This is a genomic window from Achromobacter sp. HNDS-1 (assembly GCF_040084795.1).
Lineage (GTDB): Bacteria > Pseudomonadota > Gammaproteobacteria > Burkholderiales > Burkholderiaceae_B > Achromobacter > Achromobacter ruhlandii.
Map to the genome: position 1 here is coordinate 4,084,256 of NZ_CP157584.1, position 24,461 is coordinate 4,108,716.

The 24,461-nt window shown below is 67.0% G+C and carries 22 protein-coding genes; 15 read left to right on the forward strand and 7 right to left on the reverse strand.

Going from position 1 to position 24,461, the window contains the following annotated elements; all coding sequences use genetic code 11:
* The first annotated feature begins 2 nt into the window (after positions 1-2).
* The 4 genes from ABFG95_RS18965 to lpxC all read left to right on the forward strand — a co-directional run bounded on the left by ABFG95_RS18965 (position 3) and on the right by lpxC (position 4,597).
* Positions 3-827, forward strand: coding sequence for a cell division protein FtsQ/DivIB (locus ABFG95_RS18965; protein ID WP_049071394.1), 825 nt, complete (start codon positions 3-5; stop codon positions 825-827).
* Positions 828-831: 4 nt separating this feature from the next.
* A complete protein-coding gene (ftsA, locus tag ABFG95_RS18970) occupies positions 832-2,058 on the forward strand; it encodes a cell division protein FtsA (RefSeq protein ID WP_006217473.1) in 1,227 nt (408 codons plus the stop codon).
* Between the two features lie 190 nt (positions 2,059-2,248).
* Positions 2,249-3,433, forward strand: a complete 1,185-nt coding sequence (gene ftsZ / locus ABFG95_RS18975; RefSeq protein WP_020925134.1) for a cell division protein FtsZ — start codon at positions 2,249-2,251, stop codon at positions 3,431-3,433.
* A 240-nt stretch (positions 3,434-3,673) separates the two neighbouring features.
* Positions 3,674-4,597 carry a UDP-3-O-acyl-N-acetylglucosamine deacetylase gene (gene lpxC, locus ABFG95_RS18980; protein ID WP_006388787.1) on the forward strand — a complete coding sequence of 308 codons (924 nt, stop codon included), beginning with the start codon at positions 3,674-3,676 and terminating at the stop codon, positions 4,595-4,597.
* 197 nt (positions 4,598-4,794) lie between these two features.
* Here lpxC and ABFG95_RS18985 read toward each other — a convergent pair whose 3' ends face one another.
* Positions 4,795-5,202 carry a flagellar hook-length control protein FliK gene (locus tag ABFG95_RS18985; RefSeq protein ID WP_006388788.1) on the reverse strand — a complete coding sequence of 136 codons (408 nt, stop codon included), beginning with the start codon at positions 5,200-5,202 and terminating at the stop codon, positions 4,795-4,797.
* Positions 5,203-5,329: 127 nt separating this feature from the next.
* On the opposite strand from ABFG95_RS18985, the gene ABFG95_RS18990 reads away from it, so the two are divergent.
* From ABFG95_RS18990 to ABFG95_RS19015, 6 genes are all read left to right on the forward strand, one after another.
* A complete protein-coding gene (locus ABFG95_RS18990) occupies positions 5,330-6,313 on the forward strand; it encodes a M23 family metallopeptidase (RefSeq protein WP_049071396.1) in 984 nt (327 codons plus the stop codon).
* A gap of 174 nt (positions 6,314-6,487) precedes the next feature.
* Complete coding sequence (gene secA / locus ABFG95_RS18995) at positions 6,488-9,223, forward strand: preprotein translocase subunit SecA (protein ID WP_348994836.1); 2,736 nt, start codon at positions 6,488-6,490, stop codon at positions 9,221-9,223.
* A 12-nt stretch (positions 9,224-9,235) separates the two neighbouring features.
* Positions 9,236-9,955, forward strand: coding sequence for a VOC family protein (locus tag ABFG95_RS19000; protein WP_063580139.1), 720 nt, complete (start codon positions 9,236-9,238; stop codon positions 9,953-9,955).
* 182 nt (positions 9,956-10,137) lie between these two features.
* Entirely contained in the window at positions 10,138-10,881 is a 744-nt protein-coding gene (locus ABFG95_RS19005; protein ID WP_054419231.1) for a GntR family transcriptional regulator, read from the forward strand.
* A complete protein-coding gene (locus tag ABFG95_RS19010) occupies positions 10,878-11,867 on the forward strand; it encodes a tripartite tricarboxylate transporter substrate binding protein (RefSeq protein WP_169537746.1) in 990 nt (329 codons plus the stop codon). Before ABFG95_RS19005 ends, ABFG95_RS19010 begins: the two co-directional genes overlap by 4 nt.
* A gap of 59 nt (positions 11,868-11,926) precedes the next feature.
* Positions 11,927-13,621: a thiamine pyrophosphate-binding protein gene (locus tag ABFG95_RS19015; protein WP_175146319.1), complete on the forward strand. Its 1,695-nt coding sequence runs from the start codon at positions 11,927-11,929 to the stop codon at positions 13,619-13,621.
* 78 nt (positions 13,622-13,699) lie between these two features.
* Here ABFG95_RS19015 and ABFG95_RS19020 read toward each other — a convergent pair whose 3' ends face one another.
* Positions 13,700-14,236, reverse strand: coding sequence for a cysteine dioxygenase family protein (locus tag ABFG95_RS19020; protein ID WP_175146318.1), 537 nt, complete (start codon positions 14,234-14,236; stop codon positions 13,700-13,702).
* Between the two features lie 164 nt (positions 14,237-14,400).
* Here ABFG95_RS19020 and ABFG95_RS19025 point away from each other — a divergent pair, with 164 nt between their 5' ends.
* The 3 genes from ABFG95_RS19025 to ABFG95_RS19035 all read left to right on the forward strand — a co-directional run bounded on the left by ABFG95_RS19025 (position 14,401) and on the right by ABFG95_RS19035 (position 16,584).
* Positions 14,401-15,180 carry an SDR family oxidoreductase gene (locus ABFG95_RS19025; RefSeq protein WP_049071409.1) on the forward strand — a complete coding sequence of 260 codons (780 nt, stop codon included), beginning with the start codon at positions 14,401-14,403 and terminating at the stop codon, positions 15,178-15,180.
* A 103-nt stretch (positions 15,181-15,283) separates the two neighbouring features.
* Positions 15,284-15,742, forward strand: coding sequence for an Lrp/AsnC family transcriptional regulator (locus tag ABFG95_RS19030; RefSeq protein ID WP_006388798.1), 459 nt, complete (start codon positions 15,284-15,286; stop codon positions 15,740-15,742).
* 230 nt (positions 15,743-15,972) lie between these two features.
* The gene (locus ABFG95_RS19035; protein ID WP_059269329.1) at positions 15,973-16,584 is read left to right on the forward strand and encodes a gamma-glutamylcyclotransferase; all 612 of its coding nucleotides are present in this window, start codon (positions 15,973-15,975) and stop codon (positions 16,582-16,584) included.
* A gap of 76 nt (positions 16,585-16,660) precedes the next feature.
* On the opposite strand, the gene pagP is transcribed toward ABFG95_RS19035, so the two are convergent.
* The 4 genes from pagP to ABFG95_RS19055 all read right to left on the reverse strand — a co-directional run bounded on the left by pagP (position 16,661) and on the right by ABFG95_RS19055 (position 20,429).
* On the reverse strand, positions 16,661-17,215 hold the full coding sequence (gene pagP, locus ABFG95_RS19040) for a lipid IV(A) palmitoyltransferase PagP (protein WP_049071412.1): 555 nt from the start codon (positions 17,213-17,215) through the stop codon (positions 16,661-16,663).
* A 131-nt stretch (positions 17,216-17,346) separates the two neighbouring features.
* The gene (gene mgtE / locus ABFG95_RS19045) at positions 17,347-18,819 is read right to left on the reverse strand and encodes a magnesium transporter (RefSeq protein ID WP_049071414.1); all 1,473 of its coding nucleotides are present in this window, start codon (positions 18,817-18,819) and stop codon (positions 17,347-17,349) included.
* 10 nt (positions 18,820-18,829) lie between these two features.
* A complete protein-coding gene (locus ABFG95_RS19050; protein WP_049071416.1) occupies positions 18,830-19,240 on the reverse strand; it encodes an acyl-CoA thioesterase in 411 nt (136 codons plus the stop codon).
* A 103-nt stretch (positions 19,241-19,343) separates the two neighbouring features.
* Positions 19,344-20,429, reverse strand: coding sequence for a YeiH family protein (locus tag ABFG95_RS19055; RefSeq protein ID WP_175183047.1), 1,086 nt, complete (start codon positions 20,427-20,429; stop codon positions 19,344-19,346).
* Between the two features lie 130 nt (positions 20,430-20,559).
* Here ABFG95_RS19055 and ABFG95_RS19060 point away from each other — a divergent pair, with 130 nt between their 5' ends.
* Positions 20,560-21,459, forward strand: a complete 900-nt coding sequence (locus ABFG95_RS19060) for a LysR family transcriptional regulator (protein WP_049071420.1) — start codon at positions 20,560-20,562, stop codon at positions 21,457-21,459.
* A gap of 7 nt (positions 21,460-21,466) precedes the next feature.
* On the opposite strand, the gene ABFG95_RS19065 is transcribed toward ABFG95_RS19060, so the two are convergent.
* Positions 21,467-22,663: a M20 aminoacylase family protein gene (locus ABFG95_RS19065; protein WP_049071422.1), complete on the reverse strand. Its 1,197-nt coding sequence runs from the start codon at positions 22,661-22,663 to the stop codon at positions 21,467-21,469.
* Positions 22,664-22,739: 76 nt separating this feature from the next.
* On the opposite strand from ABFG95_RS19065, the gene ABFG95_RS19070 reads away from it, so the two are divergent.
* Complete coding sequence (locus ABFG95_RS19070) at positions 22,740-24,440, forward strand: AMP-binding protein (protein ID WP_059269331.1); 1,701 nt, start codon at positions 22,740-22,742, stop codon at positions 24,438-24,440.
* Positions 24,441-24,461: the final 21 nt, after the last annotated feature.

Consider the following 24,461-nt stretch of genomic DNA (forward strand, 5'->3'; position numbering starts at 1 on the left):
CTGTGTGGAACGACGCTCGCACGACCAACCTGATCGCCAACACGCTTGCCGTGCTGGCGGTCTGCGCCATGCTCCTGGCGGGCGTGGTGTGGGTGGCGCAGCGTCCGTACTTCACGCTGTCGGCCATCGAGCTGGAGTCCACGCCGGACACCGAACTGCACTATGTCTCGCCGGGCGCGGTGCGCGCGGCGATCGCGGGGCGCTTCAGGGGCAACTTCTTCACGGTGGACCTGGACGACGCGCGCGAGATCTTCGAGTCGGTGCCATGGGTGCGCCACGCCACCGTGCGGCGGATCTGGCCCAATGTGCTGCGCGTGCGCATCGAGGAACAGCAGCCGCTGGCGCTGTGGAACGAGAACCAGATGATCAACACCTGGGGCGAGGCGTTCACGGCCAACACGGGCGAGGTGGACGACGAGACGGTGTTGCCGCAGTTCTCCGGACCCGAGGGCACCGAATCGCTGGTGGTGCAACGCTACGCCGAACTGGCGCGCTGGTTCGCGCCGCTCGATATGCATGTCAAGCAGCTGGAGCTGAGTCCGCGCTACGCCTGGCGCGTGGTGCTGTCCAACGGCATGCTGCTGGACCTGGGCCGCGATCCGGGCGCCGATGCGCCGGATCCGCATGGCCTGCCTGGCGCGCTGCCGTTCGCCGCGCGCATTCAACGCTTTGTGCAGGCCTGGCCCGCCGTGGCGGCGCGCCTGGAAGGGCGCACCATCACACAGGCCGACCTGCGTTATCCCAATGGTTTCGCCCTGGCGCTGGCCCCGTTGCCCGCGTCAGCAAACAAACCCAAATCCACACCGAAACCTCCCAAGAAACGCTAACGCCATGACCCGTGACATCAAGGACCTTATCGTCGCCCTCGATATCGGCACCAGCAAGGTGGTGGCTGTGGTGGCTGAAATCCTGCCCGAAGGGCGATTCGAAGTGCTCGGCCTCGGCCAGCATGAATCGCGCGGCATGCGCAAGGGCGTGGTCGTCAATATCGAGACCACCGTGAATTCGATTCAGCGCGCGCTTGAAGAAGCCGAGCTGATGGCGGATTGCAAGATCCGCGACGTCTACACCGGCATCGCCGGCAGCCATATCCGCAGCTTCAATTCCAGCGGCATGGTCGCCGTGAAGGACAAGGAAGTCACCGCCACCGACGTCGCCCGCGTCATCGAGACCGCCAAGGCGGTGAACATTCCGACCGACCAGCAGGTGCTGCACGTGCTGACGCAGGAGTTCATCGTCGACGGCCAGGAAGACATCCGCGAGCCGATCGGCATGAGCGGCCTGCGCCTGGAAGTGCGCGTGCACATCGTGACCGGCGCCGTCAGCGCCGCGCAGAACATCGTCAAGTGCGTGCGCCGCTGCGGCCTGGAAGTGCAGGACCTGATTCTGCAGCCGCTGGCCTCGAGCCTGGCCGTGCTGACCGCCGACGAAAAGGAACTGGGCGTCGTGCTGGTGGACATCGGCGGCGGCACCACCGACGTGGCGATCTTCACCGGCGGCGCGATCCGCCACACCGCCGTGCTGCCGATCGCCGGCGACCAGATCACCAACGACATCGCGGCCATGCTGCGCACGCCGACGCCCGATGCCGAGGAAATCAAGCTGCGCTACGGCGTGGCCAAGCAGGTGCTGGCCAGCCCGGACGAGTCGGTGGAAGTGCCGGGCCTGGGTGACCGCGGCCCGCGCCAGGTCAAACGCCAGGCGCTGGGCGCCGTGATCGAGCCGCGCGTCGAAGAGCTGTTCACGCTGGTGCAGCAGGTGGTGCGCGACTCCGGCTACGAGGACCTGCTGGCTTCCGGCGTGGTGCTGACCGGCGGCTCGGCGCAATTGCCCGGCATGATCGAACTGGCTGAGGACGTGTTCCTCAAGCCGGTGCGCGTGGCGGTGCCCGAATACGAAGGCAGCCTGGCCGACGTGATGCGCAATCCGCGCTTCTCGACCGTGATGGGGCTGCTGCAGGAAGCGCGCATGCAACGCGTGCGCGGCCGCAAGGTCGCCGCGCAGACCGGCAATTTCAAGAGCCTGCTGGCGCGCATGAAGGAATGGTTCATGAATTGAAGAGGGGGGCAGGTTGGGGCCTGCTCCTTGGCACGATCCGCGGCGGTAGGGCGGGCCGGGCCAGAAAGGGGAGGCGTCTCAAACCCGTTGCGGACCAAAGCAGTCGGCTTCGGCTTTGAGGCGATTCACAAAATATAGGTTGTTGGGGAATTTTTGTGATTTGCAAAATCGGACTTGTGAGGGAGTCATCATGATGAACTTTGAGATGCTTGAGAACAACACCAAAGGGACCGTAATCAAGGTCGTTGGTGTGGGCGGTGCGGGCGGCAATGCCGTCGCGCACATGATTCGCAGCGGCGTGCACGGCGTGGATTTCATCTGCGCCAACACCGATGCGCAGGCACTGGCGGCGACCAACGCCCCGGTGCAGATTCGCCTGGGCCGCACCGGCCTGGGCGCGGGCGCCAAGCCCGAGCAAGGCCGCGCGTCGGCCGAAACCGCGCGTGAAGAGATCCGTGCCGCCCTGAACGGCGCGCACATGGTCTTCATCACCGCGGGCATGGGCGGCGGCACCGGCACGGGCGCGGGTCCGGTCGTGGCCGAAGTCGCCAAGGAGCTGGGCATTCTGACGGTGGGCGTGGTCACCAAGCCCTTCTCGTTCGAAGGCAACAAGCGCCTGAAGATGGCCGAAGACGGCATTGCCGAACTGGCCAAGCACGTGCATTCGCTCATCGTGGTGCTCAACGAGAACCTGTATGAACTGATGGACGAGGACGCGACGCAGGAAGACTGCTTCCGTTCGGCCGACGACATCCTGCACAACGCGTGCGCGGGTATCGCCGAAATCATCAACGTCGAAGGCAACGTCAACGTCGACTTCGAAGACGTCAAGACGATCATGGGCGAGCAGGGCCAGGCCATGATGGGCACGGCATCGGCTTCGGGCGCTGACCGCGCCCGCGTCGCCGCCGAGCACGCCATTGCCTGCCCGCTGCTGGAAGGCGTGGACCTGAACGGCGCTCGCGGCGTGCTGGTCAACATCACCGCCAGCCGCTCGCTGAAGATGCGCGAAACGCGCGAAATCATGGAAACGATCCGCAGCTACGCTTCGGACGACGCCACCGTGATCTTCGGCACCGCCTACGACGAATCGATGGGTGAAAACCTGCGCGTGACCGTGGTTGCGACCGGCCTGGGCCGTGCGCAGGCGCGTCCGCAACTGGTGCAGAACACCGCCGAGGCGCTGCGTACCGGCACCGACAACCTGCCCATGGGCACGATGCCGGCCGCCGGTCAGGGCGACTACCGCAATCTGGACATGCCGTCGGTCATGCGCAACCCGCGCAGCCAGGCGTCGGCCCAGGTGCGCGCGCTGGAAAGCTCGGGCATGGATCATTTCGACATCCCGGCGTTCCTGCGCAAGCAGGCGGATTGAACCAGGAGCCTGGTTTCAGGCTCCTATGCACTCCCTCATCTCCGGCCTGCCTGTCCCCGCGGGCAGGCCGGAGGCGGAGCGGTCCGTGTTTTCTTTGTATGGCGTGAATCGGGGACGGTTTTATCGGTCGGTCGTGACGCTTTGATGGCGTCAAGAACCGGACAGAGTTACAATACGTCAGTTACGCCGGCAATCTCTTGTCATCTTGCCGGCTTCCTGGCTCAAAAATACCTTAGTCTCATGTTCCGACAGCGCAGCATTCAGAATCTCGTCCGCACGACAGGCGTCGGCGTCCACTCCGGACGGCGGGTCGAGCTCACCCTGCGCCCGGCGGCGCCCAATACGGGCATCGTGTTCCATCGCGTTGACCTGCCCGAAGTCGTCGACCTGCCCGCGCAGGCCACGGGCGTGGGCGATACGCGCATGGCGTCCGTGCTGCAGCAGGGCAATGTCCGCGTGTCCACGGTGGAACATCTCATGTCGGCGCTGGCCGGCCTGGGCATAGACAACCTGCATATCGACCTCACTGCCGAAGAAGTCCCCATCATGGACGGCAGTGCGGCAACCTTCGTGTACCTGTTGCGCTCGGCGGGCATCGTCGAGCAGAACGCGCCGAAGCAGTTCATCCGCGTGTTGAAGACGGTGGAAGTGCGCGAGGGCGAAGGCCGCAACGAGAAGTGGGCCCGCCTCGAACCCCATGAAGGGTACGCGCTGGCCTTCTCGATCGACTTCCGCCACCCCGCCATCGACTCGACCGCGAATTTCGCCGAAATCGATTTCGCCACCCATTCGTATGTGCGCGAGATCGCGCGCGCCCGCACCTTCGGCTTCGTCAACGAAGTCGAGGCGCTGCGCTCGATGGGCCTGGCCCGCGGCGGCAGCCTGGACAACGCCATCGTGATGGACGAATACCGCGTCTTGAACAGCGATGGCCTGCGCTACGACGACGAATTCGTGAAGCACAAGATCCTGGACGCCATCGGCGATCTTTACCTGCTGGGCAAGCCGCTGGTGGCGCGCTATGTGGCGTGCAAGTCGGGCCATGGCCTGAACAACCAGTTGGCGCGCGCGCTGCTGGCGCAGCGTGACGCCTGGGAACTGGTCAGCTACGAATCGCAGGCCGAGGCGCCGCAGGCGTTCCGGCACGAATGGCAACTGGCCTGAGGCCGGTCAGCCGCTGATGGTCGGTGCGCCGGGGTCCGTCCCCGGCTGGCAACCGGCCATTTTCATTTGGATGGCTCCGCTTGGGGCCATGCCTCACTCCGCTGGCGCGGTCCCGGCGCCTACCGCGGGTCATCCCGTCCGGCAATGGAGCCATTGCGGTCATCCGAAAGGCGGGCATCCGGACAAGCCCGGCTATCTCAGCTACTCTTGTGGTGCTTCAATAGCCTGGCCACCGCGTCGGCCAACGGGCCGGGGCGCAGGTTGTCATGCAGGGTCTCGAAGGCGCCCAGGGCGGCATCGCCCAGCGGCTGCGCCTCTTTCGGCGGCAGCGGCTTGCGGGCGCCGGGCTTGGGCAGGCCGGCTTGTACCTTCACGGCAATTTCGTTAAGGTTCCAGCCTTGGTCCGCCAAGGCCTGCGCGATGCGCGGGGCCAATTGACGCATCTTCGCCGCGTGCGCGGCGCTGGGCACCACCAGTTGAAGGCGCTGGTTTTCCAGCTTGCCGACCTGGCAGACGGAGCCCAACGGGGCGGGCAGGATCGCCGCCACCGCATATTGGATTTGCAAGTGCTTGCGGGCGGTCGCCAGTACCCCGGCGCCCCGCATGTCATGACCCAGCCATCCCAGGGCGGTATTTTCCCCTCGCCGGCTGGAACTGGAACGTTGACGGTATGAAGTGGGTCTATTCATCCCGGCTCTGAGAATTAGGAAGCAAACCTTGAAAATCGTGATTATGCACGCCCGCGACGGGCAGGACGGGCATTTCACCCTGGGAGGCGCGCGCTTGGCGTTGTTTCTGGGGGGCGCGCTGATGACGGCCGCCATCTTCGGCGCCGCCCTTCAGCGCTACATTACACCCATCCTGCCCGCCGTACACACCGTCGGCTGGCCGCTGTCCGAACAGCCGGGGCGTGATGCCGATTTCCTGCGCGGCAACATGAACCTGCTGGCCGCCAAGGTGGGCGCGTTGCAGGCCAAGCTGGCCAGCATCGACGGCCTGGGTCAGCGGGTGGCGAAGGTGGCGGGGGTGGCCTACACCGACCCCGAGGTGGCCAAGCAACTGGCCTCGGCCCCGGTCGACACGCAGCATGCGCCCGAGGCCACCCAGGTGATGGACGACCTGTTCACCGAAGGCACGCCGCCCAGCGCCGCCTCGGCCGAGGCCCTGGGCCGCCAGCTGGACGAGATCCAGGAACGGCTGGCCCTGCAGACCGACAACCTCAAGCTGCTGGACGCGGCGCTGACCCGGCGCTCGGCCGATCAGGCGCGCATGCCGACGGCGATGCCGATCACCGATTATCCCTACCTCAGTTCTTCCTATGGCTGGCGGCGTAATCCCGTCACCGGACGCTCCGCCATGCACGAGGGGCTGGACTTCGCCGCGCCGCCGGGCACGCCCATCCTGGCGGCCTCGGGCGGGGTGGTGCTGGAAGCCAAATTCCACCCCGGCTATGGCAACATGGTCGAGATCGACCATGGCGACGGCCTGATCACACGGTATGCCCATGCCTCTTCCCTGATGGTCAAGCAGGGGCAATTGGTCGAACGGGGCCAGCAGGTGGCGCGGGTCGGTTCGTCCGGCCGCTCCACCGGGCCGCACCTGCATTTCGAGGTCCGCCTGGCCGGGCAGCCGCTGGATCCGCGGCTGTTCCTCGGCCCGCAGCAGCACGCGCCGCCGACGGTGGCGCAAGCCGCCGGCGACAGCGCCGCGCGCTGACGCCCGATCCAGGCTACAGTGCCACCCTGGCCATAGGTCCAGGCTATTACGCGCCAGGTGCGTTAAACTGGTTCGTTTCCCAGCGGACCCCCGCTCAACCAAATAAATCAAGTCACGGGCGACGCCGCCCTGGCCCCATGCGGGCGCGGCGGGGCTCGTGCGGCCGACATACGCATGGTTTCTCTGCTCAAAAAACTCATAGGCAGCCGCAACGACCGGCTGCTTAAGCAGTATCGCAAGCTGGTAACCCAGATCAATGGGCTGGAGCCCAAGATCTCCGCGCTCTCCGATGCGGAGCTGGCGGCCAAGACCGCGGAATTCCGTTCCCGTCATTCCCAGGGCACGTCGCTGGACGACCTGCTGCCCGAAGCCTTCGCCGTGGTGCGCGAAGCGGGCAAGCGGGTGTTCGGCATGCGCCACTTCGATGCCCAGCTGCTGGGCGGCATCGCCCTGCACAGCGGCAAGATCGCCGAAATGCGCACGGGCGAAGGCAAGACGCTGATGGCCACGCTGCCGGTCTACCTGAACGCGATCGCCGCCAAGGGCGTGCACGTGGTCACGGTGAACGACTACCTGGCCCGCCGCGACGCCGAATGGATGGGACGCCTGTATCACTTCCTCGGCCTGTCCACGGGCGTGGTGGTGCCGCAGCAGCCGAACGAGGAAAAGAAGGCCGCTTACGCCGCCGACATTACCTACGGCACCAACAACGAATTCGGTTTCGACTACCTGCGCGACAACATGGAATACCGTGTTGAGGACCGGCGCCAGCGCGGCCTGTTCTACGCCATCGTCGACGAAGTGGACTCGATCCTCATCGACGAAGCGCGCACGCCGCTGATCATCTCCGGCCAGGCCGAGGACCACACCGAACTCTACATCCGCATGAACGCGGTGCCGCCGCTGCTGACCCGCATGGCCAGCGAGCCCAAGCCGCAGGAGCCGGAACCCGAGGGCGACTACTGGGTCGATGAAAAGAGCCAGCAGGTCTACCTGTCGGAAGCCGGCCACGTCAACGCCGAAGGCATCCTGGCGCGCCTGGGCATCCTGCCCGAGGGCGAGTCGCTGTACGACCCGCGCCACATCGCGCTGATGCATCACCTGATGGTGGCGCTGCGCGCCAACACGCTGTTCTTCCGCGACCAGCAATACGTGGTGCAGGATGGCGAAGTCATCATCGTCGACGAATTCACCGGCCGCCTGATGGTGGGCCGCCGCTGGTCCGACGGCCTGCACCAGGCGGTCGAGGCCAAGGAAGGCGTGAAGATCCAGCACGAGAACCAGACGCTGGCGTCGATCACCTTCCAGAACTACTTCCGCATGTACGAGAAGCTGTCCGGCATGACCGGCACGGCCGACACGGAAGCGTACGAATTCCAGGAGATCTACGGGCTCGAGACGGTCATCATCCCGACCAACAAGCCCATGATCCGCAAGGACCAGAACGACCAGGTCTTCAAGACCGACGGCGAAAAGTACAACGCCATCCTCGAAGACATCCGCGATTGCCACGAGCGCGGCCAGCCGGTGCTGGTGGGCACCACCAGCATCGAGAACTCCGAGCTGCTGTCGGGCCTGCTGAAAAAGGCCAAGCTGCCGCACGAGGTGCTGAACGCCAAGCAGCACGCGCGTGAAGCCGAGATCGTCGCCGAAGCCGGCAAGCCGGGCCACATCACCATCGCCACCAACATGGCCGGCCGCGGCACCGACATCGTGCTGGGCGGCAGCGTCGACAAGCAGGTCGACCTGATCCGCGCCGACGAATCGCTGTCCGAAGCCGAAAAGACCGCGCGCATCGAGCAGGTCCGCGCCGACTGGAAGCCGCTCAACGAGCAGGTCAAGGCCGCGGGCGGCCTGCGCATCATCGGCACCGAGCGCCACGAATCGCGCCGTATCGACAACCAGCTGCGCGGCCGCGCCGGCCGCCAGGGCGACCCGGGTTCGTCGCGCTTCTACCTGTCGCTGGAAGATTCGCTGATGCGCATCTTCGCGGGCGACCGCGTGCGCGCCATCATGGAACGCCTGAAGCTGCCCGAGGGCGAGCCGATCGAGGCCGGCATGGTGACGCGTTCCATCGAGACCGCGCAGCGCAAGGTCGAAGGCCGCAACTTCGACATCCGCAAGCAACTGCTGGAATACGACGACGTCGCCAACGACCAGCGCAAGGTGCTGTACGCGCAGCGCAACGAAGTGCTGGAAGCGGCCAGCGTCAGCGCCACGGTCGAGAACCTGCGCGACGCCGCGGTGGTCGACCTGTTCAACACCTACGTGCCGCCGGAATCGGTGGAAGAGCAGTGGGACATCCCGGCCTTGCAGAAGGCGCTGGAGGCTGATTGGCAGATCCACCTGCCGTTGACCGAGATGCTCGAGAAGGAAGCCAACCTGACCGACGAGGATCTGCGCGAGCGCGTGATCGCGGCGGCGCGCGACGTCTACCAGGGCAAGGTCGACCAGGTCGGCGCCGAATCGTGGTCGCAGTTCGAGCGTTCGATCATGCTTCAGGCGATCGACACGCACTGGCGCGAGCACCTGTCGGCGCTGGACTATCTGCGCCAGGGCATCCATCTGCGCGGCTATGCGCAGAAGAACCCCAAGCAGGAATACAAGCGCGAAGCCTTCGAACTGTTCTCGGGCATGCTGGACCGCATCCGCGACGACGTGGTGCGCGTGCTGATGACGGTGCGCGTGCAGTCGTCCGAGCAGGTCGAGCAGGCCGAGGCCGAAGCGGCCCAGTCGCACGTGCAGAACGTGCAGTACCACCACTCCGACTACGACGAGGCCCTGGCCCAGTCGGCCGACGACGCGGGCGCCCAGCCGGTGCGCAACGTGCTGCCCAAGGTGGGCCGCAACGATCCGTGCCCGTGCGGCAGCGGCAAGAAGTACAAGCAGTGCCACGGCAAGCTGGTCTGAGCGGATAACGCCATGCTGCATGCCGTCGGCCAGACCGAGTTCGACCACGCCGTGGTCATGGTGCGCGACCGGCTGGATGCGCTGGCGCCGCACTTCGAGCGCCAGGGCTTTCACCTGAGCGACAAGGCGGTGCACAACCTGGGTTCGTGCAACCGCCTGATCGTGCTGGAAGGCACCTACGTCGAACTGCTGGGCTGGCCGCCCGGCGCGCCGCCGGCGCGCAAGGAAATCGCCGATTCGCCCTTCGGGCTCGAGGCGCTGGTGTTCCGCACCTACGACGCCGAGGCCACGCGCGAGCGCCTGCTCGCCGCCGGCTTCGCCGTCAATCCGATGCAGGAACTGTCCCGTCCCGCCATGCTGGACGGCCAGGAAGTCGAGGCCCGTTTCCATACCGTGCGTTTCGCCGAGCAGCCGCTGCCCGGCATTCGCATGTATTTCTGCCGTCACCTGACGCCCGAGTGCGTCTGGTCGCCTGAATTGATGGCCCATCCCAATGGCGCCCGCAGCCTGCTTCGCATCGACGCCCGTGCCGCGCAGCCGCGCCAGGTGGCCGAACGGCTGGCCCTGGTGGCAGGGGTGACGGCCGAGGCCGCCGCCGGCGGTTGGGACGTGCCGCTGGCCAACCTGCGCATCCACGTGCGGGAAGACGCCACGGCCGTGACCCCGGTGCTGTCCACGCTGACGCTGGAAAACCGCGACGGCGCTCACTACACGCTCGATACCGGCGTCTGATCCAACCTCCCGCGCGCGGTCGCCGCGCGGGTCTTTCCCTTCGTCCAACTTCCTTCCCCGTCTTTTCGGGGGCGGAACGCTGACGCGCGTCTTTCGGGCAAACCCGGGTTGCGGGGCAAAGTGTATGCACTTTAGTATGCACTTCGATCCCAACCCGGAGCGCCCTGGCGGCCGACACCCTCATGACGTCATCCCGACCCGCAGCCCGCACCACGGCCGGCCAGGCCGAGCTGTACAACGCCGTCAAGGCGATGGCGGTGAGTTTCGAGTTCAAGCCGGGCGAGCGCATCAACGAAGTCGAACTGGCCAGGCGCCTGAACGTGAGCCGTACGCCGCTGCGCGAGGTGCTCAACCAACTGATGGTGGAGGGCTTCCTGACCCGTTCGGTGAACCGCGGTTTCATCGCGCGGCTGCTCGACGCCAAGCAGATCCATAGCCTCTATGAATACCGCGCTGTGCTTGAAGCCGGCATCGTGCGCGCCGCCTGCGAACGCGCCACCGACGAGGAACTGGCGGCGCTGCGCGCGTTTGTCGAACGCTCGCGCGACGTGCCCGAGGACAGTGACGCGACCCGCCTGCTGGAGCTGGACGAGGCGTTTCACCTGACACTGGCGCGCTATTCGCGCAATGACGAATTCGTGCGCGCGCTGGAGAGCGTCAACGCCCGCATCCATTTCGTGCGCTGGATCGACATGCAGCAGGGCCGCCGCAGCCACACCCAGGGCGAACACTTGCGCATTGTCCAGGCGCTGGAGCGGCGCGACATGGATGCCCTGCCGGACATGATGCGCAGCCACATCGGCCGGCGGCTGGACCAGATCACCGATGTCATCCGCACCGGCTTTTCCACGATTTACATGCGGGACCAGGCCGAACCCGCTGTCGCAGCGCCGGCCAACACCACAACAGCAGGGGAAAACACATGACCTACACAACGATGCGGCGCGCCTTGGCGGCCGTCTGCGCGCTTGCCGCGATGGGAGGCGGCCTGGCCGCCGCGCCCGCCCATGCGGAGGAAAAGCCGCTGATCCTGGTGGTGCCGTATCCGCCCGGCGGCAGCACCGACATCCTGGCCCGCATCCTGCAGCCTCGGCTGTCCAAGGAACTGGGCGGCCGTGCCGTGGTGGTGGAGAACCGCCCGGGCGCCGCCAGCCAGATCGCCACCGCTTTCGTGGCGCGGGCCGAACCGGACGGCAGCACGCTGCTTGTCAGCTTCGACAATCACGGCATCAACCCGGCGGTGAAGCCCAAGCTGCCGTACGACACCTTCAAGGACTTCGTCGCCATCACCCAGACCGTGCGCTTTCCGCTGGTGCTGGGCGCCAATCCGGGCGTGCCGGGCGATAACCTGAAGGAATTCCTGGCGGCCGCGGCCAAGCAGCCGCCCAACAAGTTCAACTATGCCTCCACCGGCGTGGGATCGCTGAACCACCTGGCGCCCGAAGAACTCAAGCGCCTGTCCAAGGTGGAGCTACTGCACGTGCCGTACGGCGGCGGCGGACCGGCCATCCAGGCCGTGGTGGGCGGCCAGGCCAACATGACCTGGTTGAGCTTTGCCGCGCTGCGCGGCCAGATCCAGGCCGGCAAGATCAAGCCGCTGGCGGTGGCCGGCGAGAAGCGCCTGCCGGACCTGCCCAACGTGCCGACGGTGGCGGAGTCCGGTTTTCCGGGCTTCGTCGCCTATTCGTGGAGCGGCATGTTCGCGCCCAAGGGCACGCCGGCGGCGACCGTCAAGAAGCTGACGCAGGCGTTCAACACGGTGCTGGCCGATCCGGACGTCAAGAAGAAGCTGGAAGAGGCCGGCTTCGAGATCGTGGCCTCGAACGGCCCGGCGCTGGATGCCTACGTGAAGGCGGAATACGACCGCTGGAGCAAGTTCATCAAGAGCAGCAACATCAACCTGGATAACTGAGCGGCCGGTGGCGGCGCGCCTTCGCGCGCCGCCCGGTCCGCGCATCGCGTGGAGAAGACATGGATACCTTGACTGGCGCCGAAGCAATGGTGCGGATGCTGCAACACAACGGCGTCAAACATATTTTCGGCTTGTGCGGCGATACCAGCCTGCCGTTCTACGACGCGCTCTACCGGCTGGATCACGGCATGCAACACATCCTGACCCGTGACGAGCGCAGCGCTGGCTACATGGCCGACGCCTATGCCCGCGTGACCGGCAAGGTCGGCGTATGCGAAGGGCCCAGCGGCGGCGGTGCGACTTATCTGCTGCCGGGGCTGGTGGAGGCCAACGAGTCGTCCATTCCGGTGCTGGGCATCACGTCCGACGTGGCGGTGGGTTCGCGCGGCAAGTACCCGCTGACCGAGCTGGACCAGGAGGCGCTGTACCGGCCGCTGACGAAGTGGAACCGCACCATCGATCGCGCCGACCAGATCCCCGGCATGGTGCGCGCGGCGTTCCGCGCCATGACCACCGGCAAGCCCGGCGCGGCGCACCTGTGCTTTCCGTATGACGTGATGAAGCAGCAGGTCGATGGCGCCGACGTCTGGGCCCAGCCCGAGCACGCGCAATTTCCGTCGCTGCGCTACGCGCCGGATCCGTCGGACGTGGCGCGCGCGGCGCAGCGCCTGGTGGGCGCGCGTTCGCCGGTCATCATCTGCGGCGGCGGCGTGGTGATCGCCGGCGCCAGCGGCGCGCTGCAGGAACTGGCCGAGAGCCTGAAGGCGGCGGTCTGCGTGACCGTCAGCGGCCAGGGCAGCCTGGCCGACACGCATCCGCTGAACGCGGGCGTGGTGGGTTCGAACGGCGGCGTGATGGCCACGCGCGACGTGGTGGCCGCGGCCGACGTGGTGCTGTTTGTCGGCTGCCGCGCGGGTTCGACCTCGACCGAGCACTGGCGCTTCCCGAACCGCGACGTGCCGATCCTGCACATCGACATCGACCCGATGGTGATCGGCGCCAATTACCTGACCGAAGTCGGCATGGTGGGCGACGCCAAGCTGGCCCTGCAGGCGCTGGGCGCCGAGGTGCAGGCGCGCCTGGCGCACCGGCCGTCCGACGCCGTCGATGGCGCGGTGCTGGCGGGCCGCGCCAAGGCCGCGCGGCGCGCGCAACTGGAGCCGCTGGCGAGCAGCCTGGAGGCGCCGATCCGCCCCGAACGCGTGGTGCAGTCGCTCAATCGCCTGCTGCCCGACGACGCCGTGGTGTGCGCGGATCCCGGCACGCCGTGCCCGTACTTCTCGGCCTACTACGACGTGTCGCGGCCCGGCCGCCACTTCATCACCAACCGCGCCCATGGCGCCTTGGGCTTTTCGATGTCGGCGGCGCTGGGCGCCTGGGTCGGCCGGCCGAACGCCAAGTGCGTGTCGGTGATGGGCGACGGCAGCTTCGGCTTCACGGTCGGCGAGCTCGAGACCATCGTGCGCCACAAGGCGCCGCTGCTGATGATCGTGTTTTCGAACTCGGTCTATGGCTGGATCAAGGCCAGCCAGAAGGCCGGCTACGACAAGCGCTACTACAGCGTGGACTTCGACCGTACCGACCACGCCCGCATTGCCGAAGCCTATGGCGTGAAGGCCTGGCGGGTCGAGGACCCGGCCAAGCTGGACGCGGCGATCAAGGCGGCGATGGAGCATGACGGCCCGGCGCTGATCGACGTGGTGGCGCAGCCGCTGCAGGACGCCGCGGCGCCGGTCAGCCAGTGGATGGGCTGAGAACCCGGCCGGGAAATGTGCAGCGGGGCCTTGGAAGGCCCCGCTTTTTTTTCGGGATGCCGGTTGCGGCGGACGGCGTCAATGCGGCGCGGGCGTGGGCACCAGATGATTGACGCCGGTGCAGAGATCGGCCTGGTCGACCCCGTAGATATGCAGGGACACGGCAACGCCGGGGCCGGCATTGCCGAGGCGGTGGATCTGATGCAGGCCCTGGGACGCGGTGATGATGTCGCCCGGGCGGCGGCTGATTTCGCCGCAGGGCAGGGCGGCGCCGGCGGCGGGGTCCCAGCGGTAATGGGTTTCGGCCAGTTCGCCCTGCAGCACCTGGTACGTGCACCAGGTCTTGTGGCCATGGACCGGGCTGAATTGTCCCGGGCGCCAGATCAGGTAGGCGACGGTGAAGGCGCCGTGCGGGTCGGCATAGGCGATGTGGCGGGTGTAGCGGTCGGGGCGGCCGGCGCGCAGTTCCGCGGGCAGGGCTTGCAGCATGTCGCCGGCATTGGCGACGCTGGCGGCCAGCTCGCGCAGCAAGGCGCGGGCCGCGTTCATCTGGGCGGCCTGCACCGATTCGCACAGCGAGCGCAGGTCGGCGGTGGCGAGCGGGAGGTTGGGCATGGACGTACGCCTGAATGACAAGCTTTCATCTTAGGGTTTCATGCTGGAATGCCTTTGCCAAATTGGCCCGCATGGAACGGATGTTTAGAAAAAAATTCCACCCCGGCGCGCCGCCCCCGCTCCTATACTGATCCGCATCTTGGAACCACTCTGGAGGGGTTGGCATGGATCTCGGGATCAGCGGCAAGACGGCATTGGTATTCGGCGGCAGCCGCGGCATGGGACGGGCCTGCGCCCTGCAATTGGCGCGCGAAGGCGTGGCGGTGACAATCGCGGCGCGCAATCCGCAGACGCTGGAGCAGGCCGCGAGCGAGATCTCGCGGGAGGCCGGCATCGGCGTGGGCTGGGTCTCGGCCGACCTGACCCGGCCAGAGGGACGCGACGCCGCGCTGGCCGCCTGTCCCCATCCCGATATCCTGATCAACAATGCCGACGGCCCCATGCCGGGCGATTTCCGCGATTGGTCGCACGATGACTGGATCGCGGCGCTGGACTCGATGATGCTCGGCCCGATCGACATGATCCGGCGCGTGGTCGACGGCATGATCGAGCGGCGCTTCGGCCGCATCGTCAACATCGTGTCGCGCAGCGTGAAGGCGCCGCATGCCGAACTGGGCCTGTCCAACGGCGCGCGGGCCGGGCTGATCGGCTTTGTCAGCGGCCTTGCGCGACAGACCGTGAGGCACAACGTCACCATCAACAACCTGCTGCCCGGGGCCTTCGCCACCGATGCGCAGGCGCGCCATATCCGCGGGATGCTGGAGGAAGGCGGCAAGACCTTCGAGCAGCTGTGGGACGAGCGCGGCCGCGCCAGTCCCGCCGGCCGCTATGGCCAGCCCGAGGAGCTGGGGGCGCTGTGCGCCTATGTCTGCTCGGCGCAGGCGGGCTACATGACGGCGCAGAACATCCTGCTCGATGGCGGCGGCTACCCCGGCACGTACTGAATCCGCGCCGCCGGCGCTGTCCCGGGCCGCTTAGGGTGTTCCACGGCTGGACGCGGTCCGGGCGTCAGGGCAAGATTGCGGCGATATCGCTTGAGGAACCTCCATGGACCAGACGGACATCAAGATCCTGGCGTTGCTGCAGAAGGACGCCACCTGCTCGGTCGCCGAGATCGCCGAGCAGGTCAACCTGTCCGTCACGCCATGCTGGCGCCGCATCCAGAAGCTCAAGGACGACGGCGTCATCGCCCGCAACGCGATTCTGCTGGACCCGCGCGCACTGGGGCTGAACCTGACCGTGTTCGTCTCCATCAAGACCAGCCAGCACAACGAGAAATGGACCCAGAGCCTGATCAACGCCGTCATGGCGCTGCCGAACGTGGTCGAATTCCATCGCATGGCGGGCGACATCGACTACCTGCTCAAGGTGGTGGTCGAGGACATGGCGGCCTATGACCGCTTCTACCGCCGCCTGATCGCCGCGGTCGACCTGCTGGACGTCAGCGCCAGCTTCTCGATGGAAGTCATCAAGAGCACCACGGAATTGCCGCTGGACGCGCTCTAGGCGCGGCCGCCCGACACGCTCCGCGCGGGGTCGTTCCCAGAGGGGCGGCCGGTGGCAAACGGGCCCGGACGCCAACGCGCAATTTTTTTCCCTGGCGCCGGCCTCCGGCGAATACAAATTTCTTTCGGCCTGTTGCAGGCGCCCTATCTCGCAATTCTTTTGCGCGCCGGGCGGCGTAGCATATCCGTCATTCCCGCCATGGGAATGAACCCGGGATATCAGAGGACCCTATGTCGTTGGCAGTACCCGCCGGCTGTGCCGGACTGGCGAAGACGCAACCCGCGTCGGTGGAAGAGCTTTTGGTGGGATGGAACGGCACCGACGACCTGTGGGTGTTCGCCTACGGCTCCCTGATCTGGCATCCCGGCTTTGCCTGGCGCGAACGGCGCCTGGCCACGGTGCGCGGCTATCACCGCTCGCTTTGCCTGTGGTCGCATGACCACCGCGGCTCGCCCGACAATCCCGGACTGGTGTTCGGGCTGGACCGCGGCGGCTGCTGCCGCGGCGTGGCGTTTCAGATCGCGGCCGATGACGTGCCGATGGTGTTCCAGGCGTTGTGGCGCCGCGAGATGGTCACTGGCGCCTATACGCCGCGCTGGCTGACCTGCCATACCGAACAGGCGCCGGTGCGCGGCCTCGTGTTTCTGCTCAATCGCGCCTGCCAGGAATACGCCGCCGACCTGAGCGACGACCGCCTGCTGGCGTCGGTGCGCAACGCGGTCGGGCATTCAGGCCCCTGCCTGGATTACGTGGTGGAAACCGAAAAAGCGCTGCGCGCCCACGGCATTGACGATTGGCGCCTGGGCGAACTGGTGCGTCGCCTGGGCATGCAGCCCTGCTGAAAGGCGGCTCGCCCGAGGCCGCTGAAGCGCCTTGCGGCGGGCGCCTGGGACGGTTCCGCGGCGGCGCGCCGGGCCGTCAGAAGGCCCAGCGGCCGAACATGAACAGCACGTTGCCCGCGCCGCGCGAGCCGGGGATGTAGGTGGCGTACAGCATGGTGTCCTTGTAGCCGGCCGAGACCAGCGGCAGCACGCCGGGGAAGGGCACGTAGCTCATGATGTCGTGGCGCGCGGTCAGGAATACCGTATAGCCGGCGCCCAGCCGGAAGTTCTCGCTGACCCGTCCGATCTTCAGGAAACCATAGCCGGCGATCGGCTCGACCTTGCTGTGCGAGTCCAAGAAGGCCATGGCGTACAGGCCTTGCCAGTCGCCGTCCTCGTCGTAGATGCTGCGGCCATAGCCGCCGCCCCAGGCCAGCTCGTTGAAGCTGTTGATCTTCTCGCGGCTGTACATGGCGCGGTTGTGCCACGCGTAGCCGCTGAAATAGAGATCATTGCCGCCTTCGGTCCAGATCTGGTCGAGGCGTTGGCAGGCGGACTGGGCCCACGAGGGCAAATTGTCGCAGGCGTGCGCGGCGGCACTGAAGGTCGAGAGCAGCAGGCAAAAAAGCGCGGCCCGGAATCTGGCGGTCATTGTAAGAACAGAGAATGATGACAACTCCGTTACTGTAACGGAGCCGCCGCCATCTTGACTGTCATGCCGCTGTCAAAAAGCCGCCCTGGATATACGGTGAAACAATCCTGTGCAAGTCCGTTGTGGACGCGCTACAGCAGGAAAATGGTGGCCAGGCCCAGGAAGATGAAAAAGCCGAGCGAGTCGGTGGCGAAGGTCAGCAGCACCGACGACCCCATGGCGGGGTCCTTGCCGAAGCGGGCCCGCACCATCGGCACCAGCACGCCGACAGAGGCCCCGACCAGCATGTTGCAGACCATGGCCGCCATCATCACCAGCGCGATCGAGATCGAATGCGAGATGGCCCAGGCGAACAGGGCCGCGACCAGGCTGCCGCACAGCCCCACCATCAGGGTCACGAACAGTTCGCGCTTGACCAGCTGCCACAGGTTGCGGCCGGTGATGCGGCCCATGGCCAGGGCGCGGATGATCAGCGTCATGGTCTGGTTGCCCGAGTTGCCGCCGATGCCGGCGACGATCGACATCAGGAACGCCAGGATCACGATCTGGCTGACCGTGCCCTCGAATTGCGAGGCCACGAACGACGCCGTGGCGGCGGTACAGAGGTTGAACAGCAGCCAGGGCGCGCGGTTGCGCAGCGCGGTGCTGACCGGCGCGAAGATGTCCTCTTCCTGCAGGCCGGCGCGTGACAGGGCCTGCTCTTGCGAGTCTTCGCGCATCACGTCGACCACGTCGGCGATGGTGACGCGGCCGATCAGGCGGCCCTGGTCGTCCATCACGGGCGCGGACACCAGGTCGTAGCGTTCGAAGGCGCCGGCCGCGTCGGCGTCGGAGTCGAGCGGATTGAGCGTCAGGAAATCCGAGTTCATGACCGCGCGCACTTCGGTCTCGGGTTCGCTGACCAGCAGGCGCGACAGCGGCAGGATGCCCTGCAGCTTGTCCTGGCGGTCGACCACGAAGATCTGGTCGGTGTGGTCGGGCAGTTCGTGCAGGCGGCGCAGGTAGCGCAACACCACTTCGAGCGTGACGTCCTCGCGCACCCGGACCATTTCGAAGTCCATGATGGCGCCGACGCTGTCTTCCGGATAGCCCATGGCTTCCAGCAGTTGCGCGCGCTCTTCCTCGGTCAGGCCTTTCTGGACCTCGGCCACCACGTCCGGCGGCAGGTCGGGCGCCAGGTCCGCCAGTTCGTCGGCGTCCATGTTGCCGGTGGCGGCCACCAGGTCCTGGCGGTCCATCGCTTCGATCAGCGATTCGCGCACCCAGTCTTCGACCTCGAGCAGCACGTCGGCGTCGTGCTCGGGGCTGACCAGCTTCCAGATCGTCTGGCGTTCATCCTTGGGCAACGATTCGAGGATGAAGGCGATGTCCGCGGGATGCAGGCCGTCCAGCAGGGTCTTGAGCTCGGCCTCGTGCTGGCGGTGCACCAGGTCTTCGACCAGGTTGGCCTTGGCGTCGCCTTCTTCCTGGCGATGCACCAGGTCGGCGACCAGTTGCTGGCGGCGCAGGCGTTCCTGGACTTCGGCCAGGGCGTGCTGCGCGTCTTCCGGGTCGAGGCGGCGGGGCGTCGCGGGCGGTTTCTGCGCGGCGGCGGACTGCGTCATGCGTTACGACTCAAAGAATGGGAAGGGGGCGGCTGCGACGGGCTTCGTCGGTGGCCACGTAGGTCAGCGTGGCTTCGGTGACCTTGACGACTTCGGCGTCCAGGCGCTGGCGTTCCGCGTAGACCTCGACCGAGACGGTGATGGAGGTCTTGCCGGTCTTGACGATGGCCGCGTAGAAGCTGAGCAGGTCGCCCACGAACACGGGCTGCTTGAACTGGAAGGCGTTGACGGCGACCGTGGCGACGCGGCCGGCCGCGCGGCGGGCGGCGGGAATCGAGCCGGCGATGTCGACCTGGGACATGATCCAGCCGCCGAAAACGTCCCCGTGGATGTTGGCGTCCGCCGGCATCGGCATGACGCGCAATACGGCGTCGCGATTGGCGGGCAAGGTCGTGAAGGGAGTTTTGGTGCTGGAGGTCATGCGGCCGGCTCCAATGCAAGGCAACCAGCCGATTATGCAGGAAAAACGGGGCGCCGGCGCGGGCCGGCGCCCCGTCGGCGCGCTTTATCGAAGCGGGCGCGGATCAGGACGCCAGCTTGACGATGCCGTAGCCGCCGACCAGCAGCCAGGCGTACAGGATCAGGCCCAGCGCCATCACGCGCGGACCGGCCTTGCGGATATTGGCGAAGCGGGTCTCGATGCCCAGCGCGGTCATGGCCATGGTCAGGGCGAAGACGTCCAGGCGGCGGATGGCGGCGATCACGTCGGCGGGGATGATGTTGAGCGAGTTGACGATGGCCAGGACCAGGAAGCCGACCGCGAACCAGGGAATCGGCAGCTTGGCGCCCTTGGCGTTGCCGCCGGCATGGCTGGCGGCGCTGCGCAGGTACAGGCCGAGGATGAGCAGCACCGGCACCAGCAGCGCGACGCGGGTCATCTTGACGATGGTGGCGACTTCCGTGGTGGCGGGGTCGATGTTGCTGGCCGCGCCGACCACCTGCGCCACTTCGTGGATGGTGCCGCCGATGTAGATACCCAGCGACTGGGTGTCGAACGGCAGCCAGCCGGCGTGATACAGCACCGGGTACAGGAACATCGACAGCGTGCCGAACAGCACCACGGTAGCCACCGCCACGGCGCTCTTGTGCGGTTGCGCCCGCAGGGTCGGTTCGAAGGCCAGCACGGCGGCGGCGCCACAGATGGCGCTGCCGGCGGCGGTCAGCATGGCGGTGTCGCGGTCCAGCCCGAGCAGGCGCTGGCCCACCCAGGTGCCGATCAGCAGCGTGCCCACCACGACCGCCACCGAGACCGCCAGGCCCGGCAGGCCGACGGCGGCGATCTGCTGGATGCTGATGTTCAGGCCGTAGAAGGCCACGGCGATGCGCAGCAGGCGGCGCGCGGTGAAGTTGACGCCCACGCCCCAGTCGACCGGCATGGTGCCGCGCAGGAAGTTGCCGTACAGCATGCCGCAGACGATACCGACCACCAGCGGCGAAAAGCCCAGCTGGCGGATGGCGGGCAGGTCCGCCAGCTGCATGACCGCGGCCGACATGAGGCCGACGAACAGCACGCCGTTGAGCTTGTCGCGCCAGGGCGTGGCCGCGGCGGCCGTGGCGGGCGGCGCGGCGGGGGCGGCATGTTGGGGGGCGGTGGTGCTGGCGGTGCTCATGGCGGGCCTTTGTGCATATCTAAATAACCAGACGAAATATTAGTTTCGCCACAATTATTTGGAAAATTTTCATTTTTGATATGAAATATCGGAAATTCTGATAATACGGTTGCCGCCGGCCGGACCGCCCATGACCCCCGATCAATTGCTCACCTTCGCCACGGTGGCCGATGCCGGCAACATCAGCCGCGCGGCCCAGCAACTGCACCTGTCACAGCCGGCCGTGTCGGGCCAGCTGCGGGCCTTGCAGGAATGGTTCGGGGAACCGCTATACCGTCGCAGCGGCCACGGCATTGCGCTGACCGAGGCCGGCGAGCGCCTGGCCGAACAGGCGCGCCAGCTGCGCCAGGTGTATCGCCAGGCGCAGGCGGTGCGCGAGTCCTGGCGCGGCCTGGAAACCGGCGTGCTGCGGCTGGGGGCCAGCACCACGCCCGCGAGCTACCTGCTTCCTGCGCTGGTGGCCGACTTCCGCCAGGCGTTTCCGGCGGTCAGCCTGCACTTGTCCGATGGCAATACCCGCGAGATCGTCGAGCGCCTGCCGGCGTTGGACCTGGCCTTCATCGAGGGCGACGTGCCGGCGGGCCTGCCCGCCGATACCGCGGTGCACGCGTGGCGGCAGGACGAGGTGGTGGCGATCGTGCGGGCCGATCACGCGCTGGCCGGCAAGGGCGCGGTGACGCTGCGCGACCTGGCGCTGTCGGCGCTGGTGATGCGCGAGCCCGGTTCAGGCGTGCGGCGGCTGGTGGAGCGGGCGTTTGCCGATGCCGGCCTGGCGCCGTCGATCGGTCTGGAACTGGCCGGGGTGGAGGGCGTGAAGCAGGCGGTGCGCGCCGGACTCGGCGTGGGCTTCGTGTCGGCCATGTCGATGCGGCACGAGGACGGCGCGCTGGCGGCGTTGCGGCTGTTGCCGCGGCCGCTGACGCGCACACTGAGCATCCTGGTGCCGCACGCGGACGCCGCCGCCCGCGCCGCCCAGCGCTTCCTGGCGATGTGCCAGGCGGTGCGGACGGGGCAGGGGGGCGGTTTCTAGCGGCGCGTCAGGGCTTGGCCAGGCGCTTGAGCGCCAGCTGTACCCAGTAGGTGCCGCCCAGCGGCAGCAGGTCGTCGTTGAAGTCGTAGCTGCCGTTGTGCAGCATGCACGGGCCCAGCCCATGGCCGGCGGCGCGGTGATCGCCGACGCCGTTGCCGATCCAGACGTAGCAGCCCGGCAATTCCTGCAGCATGAAGGCGAAGTCCTCGGCGCCCATGGTGGGCTGCACGTGGTCGTTGACCTTGTCGTCGCCGACGATGTCGCGCATGACGTCGGCACAGAAAGCCGCTTCTTCCGGATGGTTGATGGTGGGCGGGTAGTTGCGCTGGAAGGTGAACTCCACCTCGCAGTCCATGGCGGCGCAGGTGTGGCGCGCGATCTCTTCCATACGCCGTTCGATCAGGTCCAGCACTTCCAGCGTGAAGGTGCGCACCGTGCCGCGCAGTTCGGCGTGGTTGGGCACCACGTTGTCGGCGCTGCCGGCGTGGATCTGCGTGATGCTGAGCACCGCGGCGTCGAGCGGATTGCGGTTGCGCGTGATGATGGTCTGCAGCGATTGCGCCAGCTGCACCGCCGCCATCACCGGGTCGATGCCCAGGTTGGGCATGCCGGCATGGGTGCCCTTGCCCTTGACCACGATGGAGAATTCGTTGCTGGACGCCATGATGGGGCCGGCGGTCACGCCGAACTGGCCGGGCGCCATGCCGGGCCAATTGTGCATGCCGAACACCGCTTCCATCGGGAAGCGGGTGAACAGGCCGTCGTCGATCATGCGCTTGGCGCCGCCGCCGCCTTCCTCGGCCGGCTGGAAGATCACATACACCGTGCCGGCGAAGTCGCGGTGCTGCGACAGGTAGCGGGCGGCGGCCAGCAGCATGGCGGTATGGCCGTCGTGGCCGCAGGCGTGCATCTTGCCGGCGTGCTTGCTGGCGTGGGCGAAGGTGTTGGCTTCCTGCATGGGCAGGGCGTCCATGTCGGCGCGCAGGCCGACGGCGCGCTCGCCGGGCCGGTCGCCGCGGATGATGCCGACCACGCCGGTACCGCCCAGGCCGCGATGGATTTCAATGCCCCATTCTTCGAGCTTGGCCGCGACCACGTCGGCGGTGCGGAATTCCTCGAACGCCAATTCGGGATGCGCGTGGATGTCGCGCCGGATCTGGGAGATATCGTCGCGCCAGGCAACGATGGGATCGAGCAGTTTCATGGGAAGAATCAGGCGGAATTTGGGAACGCAACAAGGTTATCATCAATCAAAAATCAATTTAATGGAGACAAACACCATGACCCGTCCGTGGCTTGCCCATTACCCGCAAGGGGTTCCCGCCGACATCTCCATCGACGGCTACACATCGCTGACCGACCTGCTGGACCGGGCCTGCAAGCAGTTCGCGGGGCGCGTCGCCTGTACCGCCATGGGCAGTGACATCACCTATGCGCAGCTGGACGCGCACGCGCGCGGGTTCGCCGGCTGGCTGCAAAGCCTGGATCTGCCGAAGGGCTCGCGGGTGGCGCTGATGATGCCCAACGTGCCGGCCTACCTGGTGGCCCTGCTGGGCACCCTGCGGGCCGGCCATGCGGTGGTCAACGTCAACCCGCTGTATACCGCCGAGGAATTGCAGCGGCAGTTGCTGGACAGCGGCGCGGCGGTCATCGTGATCCTCGAGAATTTCGCCCACACCCTGCAGAGCGTGTCCGACCGGGGCCAGCTCAGGCACATCGTGGTGACCGGGCCGGGCGACCTGCTGGGCGGCCTGAAGGCGCCGCTGGTGAACCTGGCGGCCCGCTATGTCAAGAAACTGGTGCCCGCCTGGCAGCTCGATGGCGCGCTGATGCTGCCGAAGGTGCTGGCCAAGGGGGCCGGCCTGCCGTTCACCGCGCCGGCGATCTCGATGGACGACCTGGCGGTGCTGCAATACACCGGCGGGACCACCGGCGTGCCCAAGGGGGCGATGCTGACGCATCGCAACCTGACCTCCAATGTGAAGCAGATGGAGGCGGTGGCGGCGCCGGCCCTGCGCGACATGACGGATCGGCAGATCACCGTGCTGAGCGCCTTGCCGCTTTATCACGTGTTTGCCATGACGGTCTGCGGCCTGTACGGCATGTACGCGGGCATGCGCAACGTGCTGATCATCAATCCGCGCGACCAGCCTTCGTTGATCAATGCCTGGCGCAAGGTGCCCATCAACGTGTTTCCCGGCGTCAATACGCTGTTCAACGCGCTGGTGCACAACGAGGATTTCGCCAGGCTCGATTTTTCCGGGCTGCGGCTGGCCCTGGGCGGCGGCATGGCGGTGCAGCAGGCGGTGGCCGAGCGCTGGCTGAAGATCACGGGCAAGCCCCTGATCGAAGGCTATGGCCTGTCGGAAACGTCGCCGGTGGCCACGGTCAATCCGTGCGATGCCACGGCGTATTCCGGTTCCATCGGCCTGCCGCTGCCGTCCACCTACGTCGCCATCCTCGACGACGCCGGCAACGAGGTGCCGCTGGGCGAGCGCGGCGAAGTCAGCATCCGCGGGCCGCAGGTCATGGCCGGCTATTGGCAGAAGCCCGAGGAAACGCGTCACGTGATGACGGCGGACGGCTATTTCCGCACTGGCGATATCGGCATCATGGACGACAAGGGCTACACGCGCATCGTCGACCGCAAGAAGGACATGATCACCGTGTCCGGCTTCAAGGTCTATCCGAACGAGGTGGAGGCGGCGGTGTCGCAGATGCCGGGCGTGCTGGAGTGCGCGGCCATCGGGGTGCCGGACGAGCACTCGGGCGAGGCGGTCAAGGTGTTCGTGGTGAAGAAGGATTCCGCGCTGACCGAGGCCCAGGTGCAGCAGTGGTGCAAGGACAAGCTGACCGGCTACAAGCGGCCGCGCTATGTGGAGTTCCGTGACGAACTGCCCAAGAGCAATGTCGGCAAGATCCTGCGGCGTGAATTGCGGCCGGACGCCGAGGCCGCCGCGCCGCAAGGCCAGCCGGCCTGAGGTCGCGGCGCGGCCGGGCGT